At 63.6% G+C, this 19404-nt stretch carries 16 protein-coding genes; 10 read left to right on the forward strand and 6 right to left on the reverse strand.

Annotated elements, in window-relative coordinates:
• Positions 1 to 344 precede the first annotated feature (344 nt).
• Positions 345 to 1493 carry an MFS transporter gene (locus AAHB08_RS12740; RefSeq protein WP_342059121.1) on the forward strand — a complete coding sequence of 383 codons (1149 nt, stop codon included), beginning with the start codon at positions 345 to 347 and terminating at the stop codon, positions 1491 to 1493.
• A gap of 173 nt (positions 1494 to 1666) precedes the next feature.
• On the opposite strand, the gene AAHB08_RS12745 is transcribed toward AAHB08_RS12740, so the two are convergent.
• From AAHB08_RS12745 to dinG, 3 genes are all read right to left on the reverse strand, one after another.
• Positions 1667 to 2563, reverse strand: a complete 897-nt coding sequence (locus AAHB08_RS12745; RefSeq protein WP_342059122.1) for a histone deacetylase family protein — start codon at positions 2561 to 2563, stop codon at positions 1667 to 1669.
• Positions 2564 to 2636: 73 nt separating this feature from the next.
• Positions 2637 to 3296, reverse strand: coding sequence for a YccT family protein (locus AAHB08_RS12750; protein WP_202046096.1), 660 nt, complete (start codon positions 3294 to 3296; stop codon positions 2637 to 2639).
• 144 nt (positions 3297 to 3440) lie between these two features.
• Positions 3441 to 5513, reverse strand: coding sequence for an ATP-dependent DNA helicase DinG (gene dinG, locus AAHB08_RS12755; RefSeq protein ID WP_342059123.1), 2073 nt, complete (start codon positions 5511 to 5513; stop codon positions 3441 to 3443).
• 385 nt (positions 5514 to 5898) lie between these two features.
• On the opposite strand from dinG, the gene AAHB08_RS12760 reads away from it, so the two are divergent.
• The 3 genes from AAHB08_RS12760 (at position 5899) to AAHB08_RS12770 (ending at position 9422) form a co-directional block, all read left to right on the forward strand.
• Positions 5899 to 6942 carry a porin gene (locus tag AAHB08_RS12760; RefSeq protein WP_202046094.1) on the forward strand — a complete coding sequence of 348 codons (1044 nt, stop codon included), beginning with the start codon at positions 5899 to 5901 and terminating at the stop codon, positions 6940 to 6942.
• Between the two features lie 202 nt (positions 6943 to 7144).
• Positions 7145 to 8086: a hypothetical protein gene (locus tag AAHB08_RS12765; protein ID WP_342059124.1), complete on the forward strand. Its 942-nt coding sequence runs from the start codon at positions 7145 to 7147 to the stop codon at positions 8084 to 8086.
• A gap of 145 nt (positions 8087 to 8231) precedes the next feature.
• Positions 8232 to 9422, forward strand: coding sequence for an amino acid aminotransferase (locus AAHB08_RS12770; protein ID WP_247626545.1), 1191 nt, complete (start codon positions 8232 to 8234; stop codon positions 9420 to 9422).
• Positions 9423 to 9572: 150 nt separating this feature from the next.
• Here AAHB08_RS12770 and AAHB08_RS12775 read toward each other — a convergent pair whose 3' ends face one another.
• From AAHB08_RS12775 to AAHB08_RS12785, 3 genes are all read right to left on the reverse strand, one after another.
• Positions 9573 to 11078, reverse strand: a complete 1506-nt coding sequence (locus AAHB08_RS12775; protein ID WP_342059125.1) for a helicase HerA-like domain-containing protein — start codon at positions 11076 to 11078, stop codon at positions 9573 to 9575.
• Between the two features lie 126 nt (positions 11079 to 11204).
• Positions 11205 to 11699 (reverse strand): DUF2062 domain-containing protein, encoded by a 495-nt coding sequence (locus AAHB08_RS12780; RefSeq protein ID WP_342059126.1) that lies wholly within the window; start codon positions 11697 to 11699, stop codon positions 11205 to 11207.
• Positions 11693 to 12211: a DUF2062 domain-containing protein gene (locus tag AAHB08_RS12785; RefSeq protein ID WP_342059127.1), complete on the reverse strand. Its 519-nt coding sequence runs from the start codon at positions 12209 to 12211 to the stop codon at positions 11693 to 11695. Before AAHB08_RS12785 ends, AAHB08_RS12780 begins: the two co-directional genes overlap by 7 nt.
• Before the next feature lie 28 nt (positions 12212 to 12239).
• On the opposite strand from AAHB08_RS12785, the gene AAHB08_RS12790 reads away from it, so the two are divergent.
• The 6 genes from AAHB08_RS12790 to uvrY all read left to right on the forward strand — a co-directional run bounded on the left by AAHB08_RS12790 (position 12240) and on the right by uvrY (position 19324).
• Complete coding sequence (locus tag AAHB08_RS12790; protein ID WP_342059208.1) at positions 12240 to 14495, forward strand: DNA internalization-related competence protein ComEC/Rec2; 2256 nt, start codon at positions 12240 to 12242, stop codon at positions 14493 to 14495.
• 115 nt (positions 14496 to 14610) lie between these two features.
• The gene (gene msbA, locus AAHB08_RS12795; RefSeq protein ID WP_247626543.1) at positions 14611 to 16377 is read left to right on the forward strand and encodes a lipid A ABC transporter ATP-binding protein/permease MsbA; all 1767 of its coding nucleotides are present in this window, start codon (positions 14611 to 14613) and stop codon (positions 16375 to 16377) included.
• Complete coding sequence (gene lpxK, locus AAHB08_RS12800) at positions 16377 to 17372, forward strand: tetraacyldisaccharide 4'-kinase (protein WP_342059128.1); 996 nt, start codon at positions 16377 to 16379, stop codon at positions 17370 to 17372. Before msbA ends, lpxK begins: the two co-directional genes overlap by 1 nt.
• A gap of 150 nt (positions 17373 to 17522) precedes the next feature.
• The gene (locus tag AAHB08_RS12805; RefSeq protein ID WP_005331987.1) at positions 17523 to 17723 is read left to right on the forward strand and encodes a Trm112 family protein; all 201 of its coding nucleotides are present in this window, start codon (positions 17523 to 17525) and stop codon (positions 17721 to 17723) included.
• Positions 17720 to 18469: a 3-deoxy-manno-octulosonate cytidylyltransferase gene (kdsB, locus tag AAHB08_RS12810; protein WP_342059129.1), complete on the forward strand. Its 750-nt coding sequence runs from the start codon at positions 17720 to 17722 to the stop codon at positions 18467 to 18469. The genes AAHB08_RS12805 and kdsB overlap by 4 nt, the downstream gene beginning before the upstream one ends.
• A 210-nt stretch (positions 18470 to 18679) precedes the next feature.
• On the forward strand, positions 18680 to 19324 hold the full coding sequence (uvrY, locus tag AAHB08_RS12815; protein ID WP_025327477.1) for a UvrY/SirA/GacA family response regulator transcription factor: 645 nt from the start codon (positions 18680 to 18682) through the stop codon (positions 19322 to 19324).
• Positions 19325 to 19404 lie beyond the last annotated feature (80 nt).

The following is a 19404-nucleotide window of genomic DNA, read 5'->3' on the forward strand; positions in this document are numbered from 1 at the left end:
CCCCGGGGCCCCCCTCTTCCGTTATGGCCTTTATGGTCAGGGACGAGGCAAGGAAAAAGTAGCCGAAACGATGGCGCGTCCATAGCGCAAGGGAGCAGCCCCGCTTCACCTTGATGCCGCCGCTAACAGGGGGATGAAGATCCCCATCCGGCCCTATCCCTTCCAGTCCAAGGCCTGTTTAGTCAGTGGTTCATCCTGCTGCCGGGCAGGGGTTGCAGGGGGCAGCACCAGGGCGCAAGGCCAGTGCGAAGCAAACCTGGCTGCGGTTCGTTCAGCGCCGATTGACAATGGCTTTGGCGGTGGCATGATGCGCTCGCATTTTGACTCTCCCCACGGTTTTATCCATGACCACATACTCCCGGCCAGTGCTGTTATTGCTCTGTGGCCTGCTGCTGTTGACCCTGGCCATCGCAGTGTTGAATACCCTGGTGCCGCTCTGGCTCGCCCATGCCCAGCTGCCGACCTGGCAGGTGGGCATGGTCGGCTCCGCCTATTTTTGCGGCAACCTGCTGGGGACCCTGCTGGCGGGGGCGCTGATCAAACGCGCCGGGTTCAACCGCAGCTACTACCTGGCGTCCCTGATCTTTGCCGCCGCCTGTGTGGGCCTAGGAGTCACCCTGGGGTTCTGGAGCTGGCTCGCCTGGCGCTTCATCGCCGGCATCGGCTGCGCCATGATCTGGGTGGTGGTGGAGAGTGCGCTGATGTGCAGCGGCAACGTGCGCAACCGGGGGCGCCTGCTCGCCGCCTACATGATGGTCTATTACCTGGGGACTGTGCTCGGGCAACTGCTGGTCAGTACGCTGCCGACCGCGCTGATGGACGTGCTGCCCTGGGTGACGGGCCTGGTACTGGCCGCTATCCTGCCGCTGCTGTTTACCCGAATTGTCAGCAAGCAGGGGGAGCCGCAGGGGGCAACCCGGGTGTGGCCCATGCTGCGCCTGCGTCAGGCGCGCCTCGGGGTCAATGGCTGCATCATCTCCGGCATCGTATTGGGGTCGCTCTATGGCCTGATGCCGCTCTACCTGAACCACCAGGGGGTGAGTGATGCCGGTATCGGCTACTGGATGGCGGTGATGGTGAGCGCCGGCATCCTGGGGCAGTGGCCCGCCGGCCGTCTGGCAGACAGGTTCGGTCGCTTGCCGGTACTGCGGCTGCAGGTGCTGGTGGTCATCCTGGGCGCCTTGGCGATGCTGGGCAACCTGGCGATGGGGCCGGCGCTCTTCATCCTGGGCGCCGCCGGTTTTACCCTCTATCCGGTGGCCATGGCCTGGGCCTGCGAGAGGGTCGAGCAGCATCAGCTGGTGGCGATGAATCAGGCGCTGCTGCTGAGCTACACCATAGGCAGCCTGCTGGGCCCGGCCTATACCGCGCTCTTGATGCAGCACTACTCGGATAAGCTGCTGTTTATCATGATCGCCAGCGTCTCCTTCATCTATCTGCTGATGCTGCTGCGCCCCATGGGTGAGCATCCGACGCCGGTGGCCCATGCCTGATGGCGAGTGTCTGATGGCTAGTGTCTGATGGAAGGAGGCGCCGCGAGCCAGGCATGATGCCCTGTGCTGTCTCTGGTGACAGGGGCAGCAAAAGGCAGCCGTGCCCGATACAAGAAGAGGCGGCCCCTGGGCCGCCTTGTTGTTATCAGGGGCTGGGGAGGGAGAAAGGGGCGCTAGCCATGGCGTTTTTTCGCCTCTTCAAACAGGGAGAGGTGCAGCGGGATCAACTGCCGCCAGTCGCGCCGGTAACCACCCCCCGGTACGGCGGCGATGGGCAGGCCGTGGCTTATCGCACAGTCAAACACCATGGCGTCCCGCTGGCGCACCCCGGCGTCGCTCAGGGAGAGATAGCCGAGCTCGTCGGCCTGGTGCACGTCGACCCCGGCCTGATAGAGGATGAGATCGGGACGGTAGAGGCGCAGCGCCAGAGAGAGCGCCTGGCTCAGGGTCTCGAGGTAGGCATCGTCCTTCATGCCGCTTGGCAGGGCGAAGTCCAGATGGGAGGCGGGCTTGTGGTGGGGGAAGTTGTGCTCGCCATGCAGGGAGAGGGTGATGATCTCCCGGCTCCCCGTGCACAGGGCGGCGCTGCCATCCCCTTGGTGGACATCGAGATCCACGATGAGCACCTGCTCGCAGCGCCCCTCGTCGAGGCAGGCCCGGGCTGCGATCACCAGATCGTTGAACAGGCAGAAGCCGCTGCCAAAGTCCCTGTGGGCGTGATGATAGCCGCCGGAGATCTGCAGGCCGCAGCCCTGCTCGAGGGCGTGGCGGCTGGCGGCCAGGGTGGCCCCGACCGAGCGCAGGGTGCGCTCCATCAGCATGGGTGACCAAGGAAAGCCGAGCCGGCGGATGGCGCCGTCATCCAGGGTGCCGGCAAGGGCCGCTTCCACATAGCCGGTGTCGTGCACTCTTTTGATCTGCTCAGGCGTGGCGGGCGCGGCCTCTGCCAGCGGATAGCCCAGTGCTGCCAGGTGCTGGTAGAGCGCCTGATACTTGGCCAGGGGAAAGCGGTGCCGCTCGGGCAGTGTCAGGGAGGAGTAATAGGGGTGGTAGAAGATGCGCAGGGACATGGCAATAGGCCCGAACTGATATGAAAAAGGGGAGCCAGGCTCCCCTCTATGCATAAAGAGACGCGCTGCGCCCTTATTGCTGCTGGATCACCCAGATCTGGAAGGCTTTGCGGGTTTCCGCATCGGCCTTGTTGTACCAGTTTTGCAGCTGGGTCAGGGCTTCCGGATTGCTCTGGGCCTTGCTCGGCGCCACTTCCACCGGTGCGCTGGCGGCGGCCATCACGGCAGCGGTGGAGACGGCAACGGTCGCTGGCTGGTTGAAGGCCTTGCCCATCTTGAGCAGCTCCTGCTGGTAGTCGCGGGTCAGCTGGAAGCCACCCACTTTCGGCATGACGAACTGCTCGCTGGCCAGGGCCTGACCGCTGACCTTGTCCTTGAGCACGACTTTCTGCTCTTTCACGAACGCCTTGGCTTCGTCTTCGTTACGGGGCTTCTTGAAATCCAGCATCAGGGTCTGGTTGTCACCGGCGGTGAAGTTGATCACCAGGGGCTCGGCGGTCACCAGCTTGATGTCGTTGCGGTTGGAGTAGTTGCCTTCGAAGGCCACCACTAGCTGGTGCTTGCCGGCACTGATGGGGAAGCTGCTGGTCTTCTCCAGCAGCTTGGGATTGATGGACTCGCCATCGATCAGCTGCACCACATAGGGATTGTGTATTTCCAGTTGGCTATCAGCCAGGGCGCTACCTGCCCACAACAGACCAGCCAGAGCCGGCACCAGAACAGTCAGTTTCATTTCATCTCCTTGAACAGTCAGGCGATTGCCCACTGAAAAATAGGGGCTCATTTTTACAGGTTTGCCCCACAGCAGCAATAGCCGTTTATGGCGCCGCCCGGCGGGAAGATTGCTGACTCATCTGTCAAATAAACCCGGCATGCCTCACTCGATACGCCGGGTGAAGGGGGGGAGGGCGTCGAGCAACCCCTTGCCGTAGCGCTTGGTAAGAAGGCGCCGATCGAGAATGGTTACCCGGCCCCGATCGGCCTCCTTGCGGATCAGGCGACCACAGGCCTGGATGAGCTTGCGGGACGCTTCCGGCACCGTCAGCTGCAGGAAGGGGTTGCCGCCGCGTTTTTCGACCCACTCGGCGGTCGCCTCCTCCACCGGGGAGTTCGGCACCGCGAAGGGGAGCTTGGTGATCACCAGGTTGGTGAGGTAGTGACCGGGGAGATCCAGCCCTTCCGAGAAGCTGCCGGTGCCAAACAGGATGCTGGCCTGGCCGCCGTCGCACTTCTGTTTGTGCAAGGTCAGCAGGGCGTTGCGGGACGCTTCCCCCTGCACCAGCAGGGAGAGCCCCTTGGCCCGCAGCCCCACCGCCACCTCGTTCATCTGGCGGTAGGAGGAGAAGAGCACCAGGCTCGCCTCCTTGCCTGCCAGCAGCCGGGGCAGGGTATCGACCAGCTCCTGGGTAAAGCCGGGGGCGCTCGGTTCATGGGCCATCTTGGGCAGATAGAGCTCGGCCTTGTGGTACTCGAAAGGAGAGCGCAGACGCAGGTAGCGGGTGCCGTCGTGCTCCTTGAGCCCCACCTGGTGGCGGAAATAGCTGAAGGAGGAGAGGGCGGTGAGGGTGGCCGAGACCAGCACGGCGCCCAGACAGCGGGACCAGAGCCACTCTTCCAGCAGATAACCCACCTCTATGGGAGAGGCGTGCAGCCAGATGTCCCCGTCCTCGCTCCTGGCCATCCAGCGGGCCAGCGGTGTCTTGCCAGTGGGCACATGGCGGCTCAGCATCTCCCACAGGGCGCAGAAACTCTCCAGCCGCTGCAGGTGGAAACCGCTCTCTGCCAGCAGGGGTTCGGCCTCCTTGCGACGGATTTCGCCGTCCTTGAGCGCCTCGCCGATGGCGCCCTGCATCCTGTCCAGCGCCCGCAGCGCCTTCTTGCTCGCCTCCTTCAGGTTCTCCGCCAGCATGGGCAGGGGATCGGGCAGGACCCCTTCGGCAAATCTGTGGTGCTGCTCGGTGCCAAACAGGTGATCGTTGCCGGCGAGCCACTGCTCCAGCGCCTTGAGATCCGGCTGCAGGGAGGCCAGGGCATCCTGCAGCTTGAGCTGGGGGTCGAGCAAGCTCTCCTTGTTCAGCGCCCTGGCCAGCTTGCCTGCGCTCTGCACCAGCTTTTCCAGCCAGCGGCGGGATCCCTTGATGCTGGCCGAGGCGGCGCCGTGATCCCGGGCTATGGTCGGCAGGTGATGGGCCTCATCCAGCACATAGATACACTCGTCCGGTGGCGGCAGTATGATGCCGCCCCCCATGGTGAGATCGGAGAGCAGCAGGGCATGGTTGACCACCAGCACATCGGCGGCGTCCATGTCGTTCCTGGCGCGGTGGAAGGGGCAGTGCTGATGATGGCTCAGCGCCTTGTTGCAGCTGTGGCGATCGGCGGCGATGCGATCCCAGCAAGTGTCCGGGATGGGCTTGGGCCAGTTGTCCCTGTCCCCGTCCCACTTCCCCTCGGTATAGGCCTGCCACAGCGCCTGATAGCGCTCCTTGTCGGAATCTGACGGCTTGTGCTTGCTCAAGCTCCCGAAATCGAGCTCGAAATTGGCCATATCGGCGCCACTTGCCGCTTGTTCAAGCAGATGTTCGCAGCAGTAACGCTGGCGGCCCTTGACCAGCATGAAGCGAAACGGCAGCTCGCTGTGGCGATGGTAGAACGGCAGGTCCTTGTGGATCAGCTGCTCCTGCAGGGCGACGGTGGCGGTGGAGATCACCAGCTTCTTCTGGGTGAGCCGTGCCACCGGGATGGCGCCCTGGGCATAGGAGAGGGACTTGCCGATGCCGGTGCCCGCCTCGGCCACCAGGATGCGGCGACTCTTCTCATACTCTCCGGTGAGGGTCTTGGCGATTTCGGCCACCAGAAAATTCTGCTCCTTGCGCGGCACAAAACCGGGTAAACCATCGGCAATCTGTCGATAGGTATTGCGAATGGTGGCTTTGAGGCGAGTCGATAGCATGAATGGGGCGTGACCGTGTCTGGGATGAATGGCCACAGGATACCCGCAACAGGCGGCCGGGGTCGAGGCAAGGCGAGGCAGGGGTTGCGGGCCGGGATCCGCACTTATGTCATGGGGCGGATTTTGCGTGCAATAAACCACCAAAAAAGGGCTGTTCAGGCAGCAAGTATCGCTGTAAACGTTTTCCCTGAGAGGGCAAACAATATGGGATTCAGCTCACAATTTTTTCCCTATGACTATGGTTTTCTCAAAAAGTTCCAAGTTTTTTCGTTGCGGATCGTAAAACCCGGTGATAGTCTCGGCGGCATAGTGATGCAAAGAACATCGCTAACACAGGGAATAACAAGGACTTAGTGTTTAATTACAGTAGGCATTGGAAACAACTATGAAAAAGACAATTCTGGCTATTGCTATCCCGGCTCTGTTCGCATCTGCCGCTAACGCCGCAGTCGTTTATGACAAAGACGGTACCTCTTTTGATATCTACGGCCGTGTTCAGGCTAACTACTACGCTGACAGCCAAGACGCCAGCCCCATCACTGCCAGCAACGCTGGTGATGCCGAGCTGATCGGTTCCTCCCGTCTGGGCTGGTCCGGTAAAGTTGCGCTGAACAACACCTGGTCCGGTATTGCCAAGACCGAGTGGCAGGTTTCCGCCGAAAACTCCGACAACAAGTTCAACTCCCGTCACATCTGGGTTGGCTTCGACGGTACCCAGTACGGCAAGATCATCTTCGGCCAGACCGACACCGCGTTCTACGACGTGCTGGAGCCGACCGATATCTTCAACGAGTGGGGTGATTACGGTAACTTCTACGACGGTCGTCAAGAAGGCCAGATCATCTACTCCAACACCTACGGTGGTTTCAAGGGCAAAGTGTCCTACCAGACCAACGACGACGAAGCCGTCAAGGTTTCTGACATGGGTGGCCAAACCGTCACTACCGTATTCCCGGACCTGAAGCGTAACTACGGCTACGCAGCTGCCATCGGTTATGACTTCGACTTCGGTCTGGGCCTGAACGGCGGTTACGCTTACTCCGACCTGGAAAGCACCACCAGCACCAACACTGGTGACAAGTCCGAGTGGGCCCTGGGCGCACACTACGCCATCAACGGCTTCTACTTCGCCGGTGTCTACACCGAAGGCGACCTGAAGAACGACACCACCGGTTACAAGGGTGAAGGTCGTGGCTACGAGCTGGCTGCTTCCTACAACGTTGATGCCTGGACCTTCCTGGCTGGCTACAACTTCAAGGAAGGCAAGGACAACTCTGCCGGTTCTTCCTACGAAGACATGGTTGACGAAACCCTGCTGGGCGTACAGTACAACTTCACTTCCAAGCTGAAGGCGTACACCGAGTACAAGATCCAGGGTATCGATGACATGGACGACGAGTTCACTGTTGCCCTGCAATACAACTTCTAATCCAGTCTTAGTACGGATTTAGTTGATAAACGGCCAAGCTTGCTTGGCCGTTTTGTTTTATCTGTCTTTCACCTTCCTCATACCCCGCCGTTTGGCCCTGCGCCAGGTCACGTTGTCTCTTTTCCGCCCTTGGCTCCTTGGTCGTAAATCGCTAGATTATTCAATTCGTTGAAAGATGGTCTGCCGACAGGGAAGGATGCGTGTGATCGATTTCAGTCACCCCGAGTGGCGAGCGCTGGCTCAGCAGTTGCTGGACGAGGCGCCCCAGGTTATCCGCGGTCGCCAATGGCAGCCCCTCATCGGCATGCTCAGGGACAATCAGTTGCTGCTTCCCCTTGGCAATCACCGCTATGAGCTGACCCCGGCCGGACGGCGCTATCTCACCCGTGAGCTGATGCTGGCCGAGCTTGCCTGTGCTCCCCCCGAGCCCGAGGAGTGGCTCCATGCCCAGGGTTGGCAACTGGGGGAGCGGGTCAACGAGCGGGTGCTGGCGGCGCTCTATCGCAAGGGGGAGGCGAGCTTCAGTCCGGTTGAGCAGATCAACTTCGAAGACAAGGGGATACGGCTGTGCAGCGATCTGCCGCTGCGGCTGCGGGCCGCCCGCCCGTTCAGCCTGTTCTTCAGCGGTGGCACCCTGCTCGATGCGGCTCCCTGGTTGCGCACCCTGGGAGAGGTGGCGCTACCCGCCCGCACCCTGGCGGGTCTTGGCAAGATCCTGTGGGGAGAGGGGGAGATCCAGCGGGTGATCAGCACAGATTCCGTTGGCGTCTTCGCCGAGCTGAGCCTCCCGGATGATGCCTTGCTGGTCTGGCTGCCCGCCCAGGATCCCGGTGCCCTGCAACCCCTGATTGCCGCCTTGCCTCCCCAGACCCTCTGGAGCCACCTCACATCACTGGACCCGGCCGGTGTCGACAGGGTCCTGGTATTGGCCCAGCGGCTGGGGCGCCCGGCCAGCTGGTGGCTGCCCCGGGAGCTGGCCCCCATCAAGGAGGCTTATGCCACCCCTCTGCAGGACGCTCGTCCCTGGGAGCCGAGCCGGATCCCCCGTCCATTGCGGGCTTTGTGCAGCGATCTGGTGGAGTCCAACCGTGGCCTGTCGGCCGAAGTATGTGCCCTGGCATCGGGCTGGCATGCCATCGGCTGACGAGGCCGTCATCCCCCTTGAGAAAGCGGTTTTCCCCTATGGAAGGCAGTGGTATAAAGAGTTGACGGAGCGCTCGCCAAAGGGGCGCTTTTGTTTGCCAACCTACTTTGCCAGCCAACGAACTCAACGGAATACAGGGAATACCATGTTTGAAAAGGTTGTTGCCGCCCCAGCGGATCCGATCCTGGGCCTGACCGAAGCCTTCCGTGCCGACTCTCGCAGCCACAAGATCAATCTGGGGGTCGGGATCTACAAGGATGAGACCGGTGCCACTCCTATCCTTCATTGCGTCAAGAAAGCCGAGCAGAAGCTGCTCACCGACGAGAAGACCAAGAACTACCTCGGTATTGAAGGCAATATCGAATATGGCCGCATAGTGCAGCAACTGCTGTTCGGGCAGGACTCCGCCCTGGTCGCCAGCGGCCGCGCCAAGACAGCCCAGGCGCCGGGTGGTACAGGGGCCCTGCGCATCGCCGCCGAGTTCGTGGTGCGCAACGGTCTGGCCAAGACCATCTGGATCTCCGATCCCACCTGGGCCAACCACGTCAGCGTGTTCCAGGCCGCCGGCCTCACCGTCAAGTGGTACAAGTACTACGATGCGGCGACCAAGGGTCTCGACTTTGCCGCCATGCAGGCCTCGCTCTGCGAAGCCCAGGCCGGTGATCTGGTGCTGCTGCACGGCTGCTGCCACAACCCGACCGGCATTGACCCCACCGCGGATCAGTGGCGCGCCCTGGCCAAACAGAGCGCCGCCGCCGGCTGGCTGCCGCTGTTTGACTTCGCCTACCAGGGCTTTGCCCGAGGTATCGAAGAGGATGCCGAGGGGCTGCGCATCTTCGCCGAGTGCCACGACGAGCTGCTGGTGGCGAGCTCCTTCTCCAAGAACTTCGGCCTCTACAACGAGCGGGTCGGCGCCTTCACCCTGGTCAGCGCGACCAAGGCGATTGCCGACGTGGCCTTCACCCAGGTCAAGACCGTCATCCGTGCCAACTACTCCAACCCGCCGTCACACGGCGCCGCCGTGGTGACCACCATCGTCAGCGATCCGGCCCTCTATGCAGAGTGGGTGGAAGAGGTGGCGGCCATGCGGGTGCGCATTCGCGAGATGCGTGAGCTGCTGGTGGAGAAACTCGGCGCCCTCGGCGTGAGCCAGGACTTCAGCTTCATCCGCGAGCAGAACGGCATGTTCTCCTTCTCCGGCCTCTCCAAGGATCAGGTGGAGCGCCTCAAGAGCGAGTTTGCCATCTACATCGTCGGTTCCGGCCGGATCAGCGTGGCCGGGATCACCCGCGCCAACATAGATCCCCTGTGCGACGCCATCGCCAAGGTGCTGTAACTGACGAAGAGGTTCTATGCGGGAATCACCCGCGTCAATATAGATCCCCTGTGCGATGCCATCGCCAAGGTGCTGTAAGCACAACCATCGGCATCCGCTCAGTAAAAAGCCCGCCATGTCGGCGGGCTTTTTCATGCCTGTTTTTCGGTATCAGCGGCGCCGTTTGCTGCCCACTAGCAGAGAGCCGAGCACGCCCCGTACCAGCTGACGACCCACCTCGTTGCCCAGGGTGCGGGCCACGCTCTTGGCGGCGGTCTGTACCACGCCGTCATGCTGGCCCCCGCGCGGGCCTGTGCGCCCGAACAGGATGCCGTTGAGGGCGTCGAGCAATCCGCCGCCCTGCTCCGATGGGGATGGGGGGGCATCATCTGAGGCGGCCGGTGCCCCGCCATTGAGGCGCTCGAAGGCGGATTCGCGATCCTCGCGGGTCTCGTATCTGCCGTGAAGCACAGACCCCTGGATCAGGGCCTGCCGCTCGGCGTCGTTCAGGGGGCCTATGCGACTGGCGGGCGGGGCGATGAAGGCGCGCTCCACCACGCAGGGGCGCCCCTTCTCGTCGAGCAGGGAGACCAGGGCCTCGCCCACCCCGAGCTCGGTGATGACGCCGGCCGCGTCGAAGGCCGGGTTGGCGCGCAGGGTGTTGGCGGCGATGCGCACCGCCTTCTGATCGCTCGGGGTAAAGGCACGCAGGGCGTGCTGCACCCGGTTGCCAAGCTGCCCCAGCACGCTGTCGGGAATGTCGGCCGGGCTCTGGGTCACGAAGTAGACGCCGACCCCCTTGGAGCGGATGAGGCGCACCACCAGCTCTATCTTCTCCAGCAGCGCCTTGGGGGCGTCGTTGAACAAGAGATGGGCCTCGTCGAAGAAGAACACCAGCACGGGTTTATCGGGATCCCCCACCTCCGGCAGCTGCTCGAACAGCTCGGAGAGCAGCCAGAGCAGGAAGCAGGCATAGAGGCGGCTGGACTGGGTGAGCTTGCCGGCCGCCAGCACATTGATGTGGCCGTGGCCGGCCCCGTCGGTCTGCAGCAGATCCTGGATGTCCAGCATGGGCTCGCCGAAGAAGTGGTCCCCTCCCGCGCTCTCCAGGGTGAGCAGGTTGCGCAGTATGGCGCCGATGGAGGCGGTGGACACATTGCCATAACGGGTGGTGAGGGTCTTGGCGTTGTCTCCGGCAAACTGCACCATGGCGCGCAAGTCTTTCAGATCGAGCAACAACAGCCCCTCGTCGTCCGCCACCTTGAACACCAGCTCCAGCACCCCGCTCTGGGTGTCGTTGAGGCCGAGCAGACGGGCCAGCAGCAGGGGCCCCATGTCGGAGACGGTGGCCCGCACCGGGTGCCCCTGCTCCGCAAACAGGTCCCAGAACAGGGTCGGGCTGGGGGCGAAGGCGGGGGCCGGGATACCGAGCTGGGCCAGCCGGGCATCCAGCTTGGTCGACGGGGTGCCGGCGGCGCCAAGGCCGCTCAGATCCCCCTTCACATCCGCCAGAAAGACCGGCACCCCGAGGCGGGAGAACCCCTCTGCCAGCACCTGCAGGGTGACTGTCTTGCCGGTCCCGGTGGCACCTGTGATGAGGCCGTGGCGGTTGGCCATGGCGGGCAGCAGGGAGATGGGTTGGCCATTGGCATAGGCCAGCGTCAGGGGTTGGGCCATGGTGAACTCCTTGTCTTTGCAGGTAGCGGCAAGCTGAGGGCTACAAGGAGTGTGGTGGCAGAGCCAAACGATGGCAAGGCGGCGCGAATTGCGCCCTGTGGCGAAGCCGAAGGGCGGGGAGGGGGCTCAGCGGGAGCGAGTCAGCCTGCCCAGCTGCAGCAGCATGAGGGTGAGCAGGGCCCCGGTGGTGGCGGTCAGCAGCGCCAGCAGCAGGCTGCCGAGCAGGAAGGGGGGCACCAGGGTCGCCGCCTCGTGCTCCAGCCAGTGCAATGACCAGGTGAGGTGGAAGGGCTCCGGCGTCTGGTGCAGCACCAGGCAGCCGGTGCGATAGGCATAGAGGTACATGAAGGGCAGCGTCAACGGGTTGTTGAACCAGACCGCCAGCAGGGCCAGCGGCAGGTTGAGGCTGAATGCCAGCGCCAGCGCGACGGCGACGAGGGAGTGCATGGGGATGGGGATCCAGCTGGCGAAGAGGCCGGCCGCCACGGCGCCGCTGAGTGCCCGGGTGCCCCCCTGCCAGAGGGCGGGGGTCAGCAGGCGCTCACCAAAGAGGGCGAACCACTTCTGCTGGCGCAGGGTGTCCGGGTCTATCTTGAAACGGGCCAGCCAGCGGCTCAGCATGCCCGCGCCTCCTTGCGCTTCTGCCACTGACGCACCGTGTTGATGCGCCAGAAGGTGCGGATGAAGGTGTAACCCATCAGTGAACTCAAGAGCGCGAGCACCAGGGAGCCCAGCAGCAGCGGCGGGGCCAGGGTTTCAAATACCGAGATCAGCCATGCCCAGGTGAACTGGATCTCGATGTGCTGGGCGGGGTGCCCCAGCAGCTGGCAGCCCACCAGGTAGGCGCCATAGAACAGCGGCGGCATGGTGAAGGGGTTGGAGAGCCAGACCAGGGCGACCGAGAGGGGCAGATTGACCCGAAAGAGGATGGCGCCACCGGCCGCCAGCAGCATCTGGCAGGGGAGGGGGATCCAGGCCATGAAGAGGCCGACCGCGAAGGCGCCGGCGGCGGAGCGGCGGTTGAGGTGCCAGAGGTTGGCATCGAGCAGCAGCTTGCCGAACAGCCGCAAGTGCTTGTGTTCCTTGAGCTTGTCCTGATCGGGCAGCCAGCGTTTTATGAGTCGTTTGGGCATGTTTGAAACCTTGCTAAATACTTGCTCCATGGATCTGCGTCTGTTGTCGTTTGCCCTGGGGGCAAGCTCCTCACTGCTCTGGCCCTGGTTACCCTCTACTGCATGGGGCGGCGCGCTGCTGGCCCTGGCCATCCTGCTCGCCCATGGCCGCCACTGGCGGCTCTTGTTTCTGGTGCTCGGGGTGCTCTGGATGCAGCTGAACCTGCAGTATCGGCTGGCCTGGCTGGACAAGCTGGAGACACAGACCAGCCACATCATAACCGCACGGGTGCAAAGTACGGAGTCCTCCGGTGATAAACCACGAGATAAATTTGCCCGCCTGCTGCTGCGGGTCGAGACGCTGGACGAGCAGCCCCTCGGGCTAGCCCCCCTCGTCAGGATCAATGCCTATCAGGCACTGCCGCACTTGCCCGCCGGCAGCCGCATCACCCTGGTGACTTCCCTCAAGCCCGTCCACGGGCTGGCCAACGAGGCGGGCATGGATGGGCGGCGCCTGCTGCTTGGCAAGGGGATCACGGCGACCGGCAACCTGCGCCGTCTCATCGAGGTCCAGGGGGCGGCCCCCGGGATGCGGGAGCGCTGGCTGGCCGCCGCCAGCACCGCCTGGCAGGGGCTGGAGCAGGCCCCCTTGCTGGCGGCCCTCAGCTTCGGGGAGCAGGGGGGTATCACGGATGCCCAGTGGGATCTGTTTCGCGGCAGCGGCCTGACCCACATCATCGCCATCTCCGGCCAGCATATCGCCCTGGTGGCGGTGCTCGGCTGGTGGCTGGGGCGGCTGCTGGGATTGCGGGGGGCCATTCTGATCTCCCTCTTGTTTGCCGCTGTCTACAGCTGGCTGGCGGGATTTGCGGTGGCGACCGAGCGGGCCCTCATCATGGTGTTGGTGTGGAGCCTGCTGCGCTGGCTGAAGCGGGACTGGCCCAGCCACCGCATCTGGCTGTGGGCCTTCGTGGTGCTCGTGATCTGGGATCCCTTCGCCCTCTACTCGGCCGGCTTCTGGCTCTCCTTCCTGGCGGTGGCCCTGCTGTTGCTGGCGAGCCTGCTGCACGTGCGTCCCGGGCTGGTGCGCCTGCAGTGCCTGCTGCTGCTCGGCCTGCTGCCCCTGCAACTGCTGCTGTTCGAGGGCATGGCCCCGCTGGCGCTCTTGCTCAATCTGCTGGCGTTGCCGCTGTTCTGCCTCGGCATCATTCCGCTGGCGCTCGTCGGCGTGCTGCTGGCGCCGCTCTCCACCGCCCTGGCTCATGGCCTGTTCTGGCTGTCCGATCTGGGGCTGACGTGGGTGTTGTGGGGACTCGGCCTGCTGGCGGATCATCTGCAGCTCTGGTGGCCGGTTCCCGGCTGGCTGATGCCCGTCAGCGCCTTGCTGGTGCTGCTGTGGGGGGCCTGGCAGTTGCCGGGAGGGTGCGGCGTGCTGCTCCCGGTGGGAGCCGCCCTGCTGCTGGGAGCCTGGCCTGCCACCACGCCCTGGCAGGTGCGGGTGCTGGACGTGGGGCAGGGCTTGTCGGTGCTCGTCACCCGCGGCGATCGCGGTATCCTCTACGACACCGGGGATAGCTACCCCGGCGGTTACAACATGGCGGAGGCCACCATATTGCCCGTGCTGAGCCGGCTCGATGTGCGGGTGCTCGATGCCCTGATCATCAGCCACAAGGACAGGGATCATGCGGGCAATCGACGCGCCATGCTGCAGGCGATGCCGGTGCGCCGCGAGCTCTCCTCGTTCGGCTTCGTACCCAGCACGACCCTGTGTCGCCGTGGTCAGCGCTGGCACTGGCAGGGGCTGGAGGTACGGGTGCTCTGGCCCGAGCGGCCGGGGGCGGGGCGCAACAACGACAGTTGCGTGGTGCAGATCAGCGACGGCCGGCATCGCATCCTGCTCAGCGGCGACATAGAGCAGGAGGCGGAGCGCCGTCTGCTGGCGCTGGAAGCGAAAGGAGAAGGTGAAGAACTCGCCAGCACCTTTTCCGGCGCTCGCTTCAGCACCCTCTCCAGCGCCGTGCTGGTGAGCCCTCACCATGGCAGCCGCACCTCCTCGACCCCGGGCTTCGTGGCGGCGGTGAACCCGGATGTCGTCATCCACAGCGCCGGCGACAGGAACCAGTGGCAGTTTCCCCGCCCCGAGGTGGTGGCGAGATACGAGGGGGCTCGCCAATGGGTGACGGGGCAGGATGGCGCCATCCTGATCGAGGCGGGGGAGACCGGGCTCGAGATCCGGGCCGAGCGCGAGCAGGGCCCCTGGTACAGGCGCAATGGCCACTGGTGGCGGCCCAGGCTATGGCACTAGGACTCTCCCTCGGCCGTTATTTCTCTTTGGGGTGGGGCCGGTGCTATGGCAACGCTTGGTGTAATCCTGCGCTTTGGCTAGAATACCCCGTCATTTCCCTTATTAACGGCTATTCATGCAACAAGAAACCTCACAAGAGAGCTGGCCCGTCTTCAAGCGCCTGCTCGGTTATGTCCGGGATCGCAAACTGGGGCTGGTGGGCGGCATCATCGGCATGCTGGGTTATGCGGCCGTGGATACCACCTTCGTCTACTCCATCAAGCCGCTCATCGATCAGGGCCTCAACGGCAACGACAGCAGCGTGCTCAAGTGGATGCCCTTCTTCGTGCTCGGCATCGTCGCCCTGCGCGGTTGCGCCGCCTTCCTCTCCAACTACTGCATGGCCTGGGTCGGCAACCATGTGGTGATGCGGCTGCAGCAGCAGGTGTTCAGCCACCTGATGGCCATGCCCATGAGCTTCTTCGACCGCCAGAATACCGGCAACCTGCTCTCCAAGGTGACTTATGACGCCGGTCAGGTGTCGTCAGCCGCGAGCTCCACCCTGGTCTCCCTAGTGCGGGAAGGGGCCACCGTCATCGGCCTGCTCGGCCTGATGTTCTGGCACTCCTGGCAGCTGTCGGTGATCTTCCTGGTGGTCGGCCCCGTGGTGGGCATACTGATCGGCCTCATCAGCCGTCGTTTTCGCAAGATCAGCCGCCACATCCAGCAGGCGGTGGGTGACATCACCACCTCTACCGAGCAGATGCTCAAGGGCCATAAAGAGGTGCTGATGTTCGGTGGCCAGCAGGTGGAGGACAAGCGCTTCTATCAGGTCAGCAACCGGATGCGTCAGCAGACCATGAAGATGGTGGCGGCCGACGCCATCGGCAGCCCCATAGTCCAGATGGTGGCCTCGGTCGCCCTGGCGGTCTTCCTCTATGTGGCGACCATAGACTCGGTCAAGGCGACCCTGACCGCGGGCACCTTCACCGTCATGGTCACCTCCATGATGATGCTGCTCAAGCCGCTGAAAAGCCTGACCGACGTGAACAACCAGTTCCAGCGCGGTATCACCGCCTGCCAGAGCCTGTTCGGTCTGCTGGACTCCACCCCGGAGCAGGACACCGGCACCCGCACCCTGGAGCGGGCCCGTGGGGAGATCGAGTTTCGCAACGTCACCTTCACCTACCCGACCAAGGAGACCCCGGCGCTGCACAACATCAGCTTCAAGGTGGAGGCGGGCAAGTCCGTGGCCCTGGTGGGTCGCTCCGGCTCCGGCAAGAGCACCATCGCCAGCCTCTTGACCCGCTTCTATGACATAGAGCAGGGGGAGATCCTGCTGGACGGCGTCAACATCCGCGAATATCGCTTAAGCGAGCTGCGCAAGCAGTACGCCCTGGTCTCCCAGCACGTCCACTTGTTCAACGACTCCGTGGCCAACAACATCGCCTACGCGGCAGAAGACAAGTACAGCCGGGAAGAGATCCAGCATGCCGCCCGCATCGCCCATGCCGACGAGTTCGTGCGCAAGATGCCGGAGGGCTATGACACCGTCATCGGCGAGAATGGCGCCTCCTTGTCCGGTGGCCAGCGCCAGCGCATCGCCATCGCCCGCGCCCTGCTGCGGGACTCCCCGGTACTGCTGCTGGACGAGGCCACCTCGGCCCTGGATACCGAGTCCGAGCGCCACATCCAGGCGGCCATCGACGAGCTGTGCAAGGCGCGCACCTCCCTGGTGATCGCCCACCGTCTCTCCACCATAGAGAAGGCGGACGAGATCCTGGTGATCGACGAGGGTCATATCGTCGAGCGCGGCAACCATGGCGAGCTGATGAGCCAACAGGGCACCTATGCCCAGCTGCGCGCCATCCAGTTCGGCGGCGCCGTGAGTCATTCGGCCTGATGCTGGAGCGTCTCTGGTACGGCAAGAGTGGCTGGCGCTGGTGGCTGGCCCCCTTGGCCCTGCTGTTTGCCCTCGTCAGCGGCGGGCGCCGTTTCGCCTACCGGCGCGGCTGGTTCAGCGCCTATCGCGCCAGCCTGCCGGTGATAGTGGTGGGCAATATCTCGGTCGGTGGCAACGGCAAGACCCCTGTGGTGGTCTGGCTGGTAGAGCAACTCCAGGCCCGTGGCTATCGCCCCGGCGTGGTCAGCCGGGGTTACGGCGGCAAGGCGCCCCATTACCCTTACCGACTCGATAAGCAGAGCACCACGGCCCAGGCGGGGGATGAGCCTGTGCTCATCGCAAGGCGCTGCGGCTGCCCCGTGGTGGTGGCCCCCAGGCGCGCCGATGCGGTGCGTCTGCTGGAGCAAAGCGGCGAGGTGGACATCGTCATCACCGACGACGGCCTGCAGCACTACGCCCTGGACCGGGACATAGAGCTGGTGGTGGTGGATGGGGCCCGGCGCTTCGGCAATGGCTGCCTGCTCCCCATGGGGCCGCTGCGGGAACCCATGACCCGCCTCAAGCGGGTCGATGCCATCATCTGCAACGGTGGCACCCCGGCCCAGGGGGAATACCCCATGGCGCTGGTGGCGGCCGCGCCGCGCCGCGTGTGCGACGATGCGCTCCTCGCGGCTCCCCTTGCCGGACCTGTGGATGCACTGGCGGGCATAGGCCATCCTCCTCGCTTCTTTGCCACCCTGGCCGGACTCGGCTATGAGCTGGCAGAGCGTGTCGGTTATGCGGATCATCAGGCCTTTGATCGGGATGAGCTGCTCGCCCGTTTCGGCGTGCGCCCCCTGCTGATGACGGAGAAGGATGCGGTCAAGTGCCGGGCCTTCGCGCCAGCGCACTGGTGGTATCTGCCGGTGAGCGCCGAGTTGCCCGCCTCCCTGCTCGAGACCCTGCTGCAGCGGTTGACCCCGCCGCAGGCGTCCGGCCCTGACCATGCACACTGAATGGCGCAAGATCATCGCCTGCACGGCATAGCCCGTGCGGCGCCGTTGCAAGGAGCCGGGTGCCGGCTCCGGCGATGGACCATTAAACTGCTCGGCAGCCTAGCCCGCCCGAGATCGTCGCTTGCTCGACATCGTTGAAGGAGTTTCGTTTTGGCACTGGATATCAAATTGCTCGACATCATCGCCTGCCCGGTTTGCAAGGGGAAGCTGCACTATCAACCGCAATCGGACAAGGCCGCCCATGAGCTCATCTGCCGCTTCGACAGACTGGCCTATCCGCTGGAGGAGGGGATCCCCGTCCTCCTGGAGAACCGGGCCCGTCATCTGCCCCTGGAAGAGCTGAAGCCATGAGTTTCGTCGTCGTCATTCCGGCCCGTTACGCCTCGACCCGCTTGCCGGGCAAGCCGCTGGCGGACATCCATGGCAAGCCCATGGTGCAGCACGTGGTGGAGAAGGCCCTGCAATCGGGCGCCGATCGGGTGATAGTCGCCACCGACGATGAGCGGGTGCAGCAGGCGCTGCAGGCAACCGGCGTCGAGGTGTGCATGACCTCACCGGATCACCAGTCCGGCACCGAGCGCCTGGCCGAGGTGTGCCGTCACTACGGCTTCGCCGCCGATACCATTATCGTCAACGTGCAGGGGGACGAGCCGCTCATTCCGCCCGCCATCATCCGTCAGGTGGCGGACAACCTGGCCGCCGCCACGGCGCCGATGGCGACCCTGTCGGTGCCGATCAAGGATGCCGAAGAGGCGTTCAACCCCAATACCGTCAAGGTTGTGACTGACAAGGATGGCTACGCCCTCTACTTCAGCCGCGCCAGCATCCCCTGGGACAGGGACCGCTTTGCTAGGAGTCACGATCAGATTGGCGATCACTACCAGCGCCACATCGGCATCTACGCCTATCGCGCCGGCTTCATTCAGCGTTATGTGGACTGGGCGCCGAGCGCGCTCGAGCAAGTAGAGGCGCTGGAGCAGTTGCGGGTGCTCTGGTATGGGGAGAAGATCCATGTGGCCCAGGCGCTGGAGGCCCCCCCGGTCGGGGTGGATACCCAGTCCGATCTGGACAAGGTGCGTGCCCTGCTGGCCAACTGAGGCTGGCGGCACGAAAGTTGACCGATACGGCGCCTTCAGGCGCCGTTTTTTCGTTGATTATTTATATAATAATTTGATTTAAAACGGCTTTTACGAGCACTTTCAAACTTTTCCCGGCCATGGTTTGCCAAATCATCGAGTTTGGTTATGATGCAAGACGCCGTGTTAACCCTAACTGGCATATAACGAGATAAAAAACGGGGTGTTTGGGTGATTAATGTATTCCTGGTCGATGATCATGAGTTGGTGCGTACAGGGATAAGACGCATTTTGGAAGATGTCCGCGGGATCAAGGTGGTGGGCGAGGCGCAGAGCGGGGAAACCGCCGTGGCCTTCTGTCGGCAGCATCACCCCGACGTGATCCTGATGGACATGAACATGCCGGGCATCGGCGGTCTGGAAGCGACCCGCAAGATACTGCGGCTGCGCCCCGATGTGCGCATCATAGTGCTGACCATTCATTCCGAGAATCCGTTCCCCACCAAGGTGATGCAGGCGGGGGCCGCCGGATACCTCACCAAGGGGGCCGCGCCGGACGAGATGATCCACGCCATTCGCCTGGTGCACTCCGGCCAGCGTTACATCTCCCCCGAGATCGCCCAGCAGATGGCCCTGAGCCAGTTTGCCTCGGCGGACGAGAACCCCTTCAAGTCCCTCTCCGAGCGCGAACTGCAGATCATGATGATGATCACCAAGGGACAGAAGGTGACCGACATCTCGGAGCAGCTCAACCTGAGCCCGAAGACGGTCAACAGCTATCGCTACCGCCTGTTCAGCAAGCTGGGGATCAATGGCGACGTGGAGCTGACCCATCTGGCCATTCGCTATGGCATGCTGGATGCCGACACCCTGTAAGGGATGCCTGTGTCCACCCAAGGCGGCGAGTGCCGCCTTTTTGCTTTTCGCAGGCCAGGCGCAGTATGCTCTTCCCGTCT

Source organism: Aeromonas sp. OTU364 (assembly GCF_038440395.1).
Classification (GTDB): domain Bacteria; phylum Pseudomonadota; class Gammaproteobacteria; order Enterobacterales; family Aeromonadaceae; genus Aeromonas.

Excerpts from the sequence above, each read along its gene's own strand:
- AAHB08_RS12745 (WP_342059122.1), bottom strand. The coding sequence starts at position 2,563 with ATGTCCCTGCGCATCTTCTACCACCCCTATTACTCCTCCCTGACACTG.
- lpxK (WP_342059128.1), top strand. The coding sequence starts at position 16,377 with ATGCTGGAGCGTCTCTGGTACGGCAAGAGTGGCTGGCGCTGGTGGCTG.
- AAHB08_RS12785 (WP_342059127.1), bottom strand. The coding sequence starts at position 12,211 with ATGCCCAAACGACTCATAAAACGCTGGCTGCCCGATCAGGACAAGCTC.
- msbA (WP_247626543.1), top strand. The coding sequence starts at position 14,611 with ATGCAACAAGAAACCTCACAAGAGAGCTGGCCCGTCTTCAAGCGCCTG.
- kdsB (WP_342059129.1), top strand. The coding sequence starts at position 17,720 with ATGAGTTTCGTCGTCGTCATTCCGGCCCGTTACGCCTCGACCCGCTTG.
- AAHB08_RS12780 (WP_342059126.1), bottom strand. The coding sequence starts at position 11,699 with ATGCTGAGCCGCTGGCTGGCCCGTTTCAAGATAGACCCGGACACCCTG.
- dinG (WP_342059123.1), bottom strand. The coding sequence starts at position 5,513 with ATGCTATCGACTCGCCTCAAAGCCACCATTCGCAATACCTATCGACAG.
- AAHB08_RS12775 (WP_342059125.1), bottom strand. The coding sequence starts at position 11,078 with ATGGCCCAACCCCTGACGCTGGCCTATGCCAATGGCCAACCCATCTCC.
- AAHB08_RS12790 (WP_342059208.1), top strand. The coding sequence starts at position 12,240 with ATGGATCTGCGTCTGTTGTCGTTTGCCCTGGGGGCAAGCTCCTCACTG.
- AAHB08_RS12740 (WP_342059121.1), top strand. The coding sequence starts at position 345 with ATGACCACATACTCCCGGCCAGTGCTGTTATTGCTCTGTGGCCTGCTG.
- AAHB08_RS12760 (WP_202046094.1), top strand. The coding sequence starts at position 5,899 with ATGAAAAAGACAATTCTGGCTATTGCTATCCCGGCTCTGTTCGCATCT.
- AAHB08_RS12770 (WP_247626545.1), top strand. The coding sequence starts at position 8,232 with ATGTTTGAAAAGGTTGTTGCCGCCCCAGCGGATCCGATCCTGGGCCTG.
- AAHB08_RS12750 (WP_202046096.1), bottom strand. The coding sequence starts at position 3,296 with ATGAAACTGACTGTTCTGGTGCCGGCTCTGGCTGGTCTGTTGTGGGCA.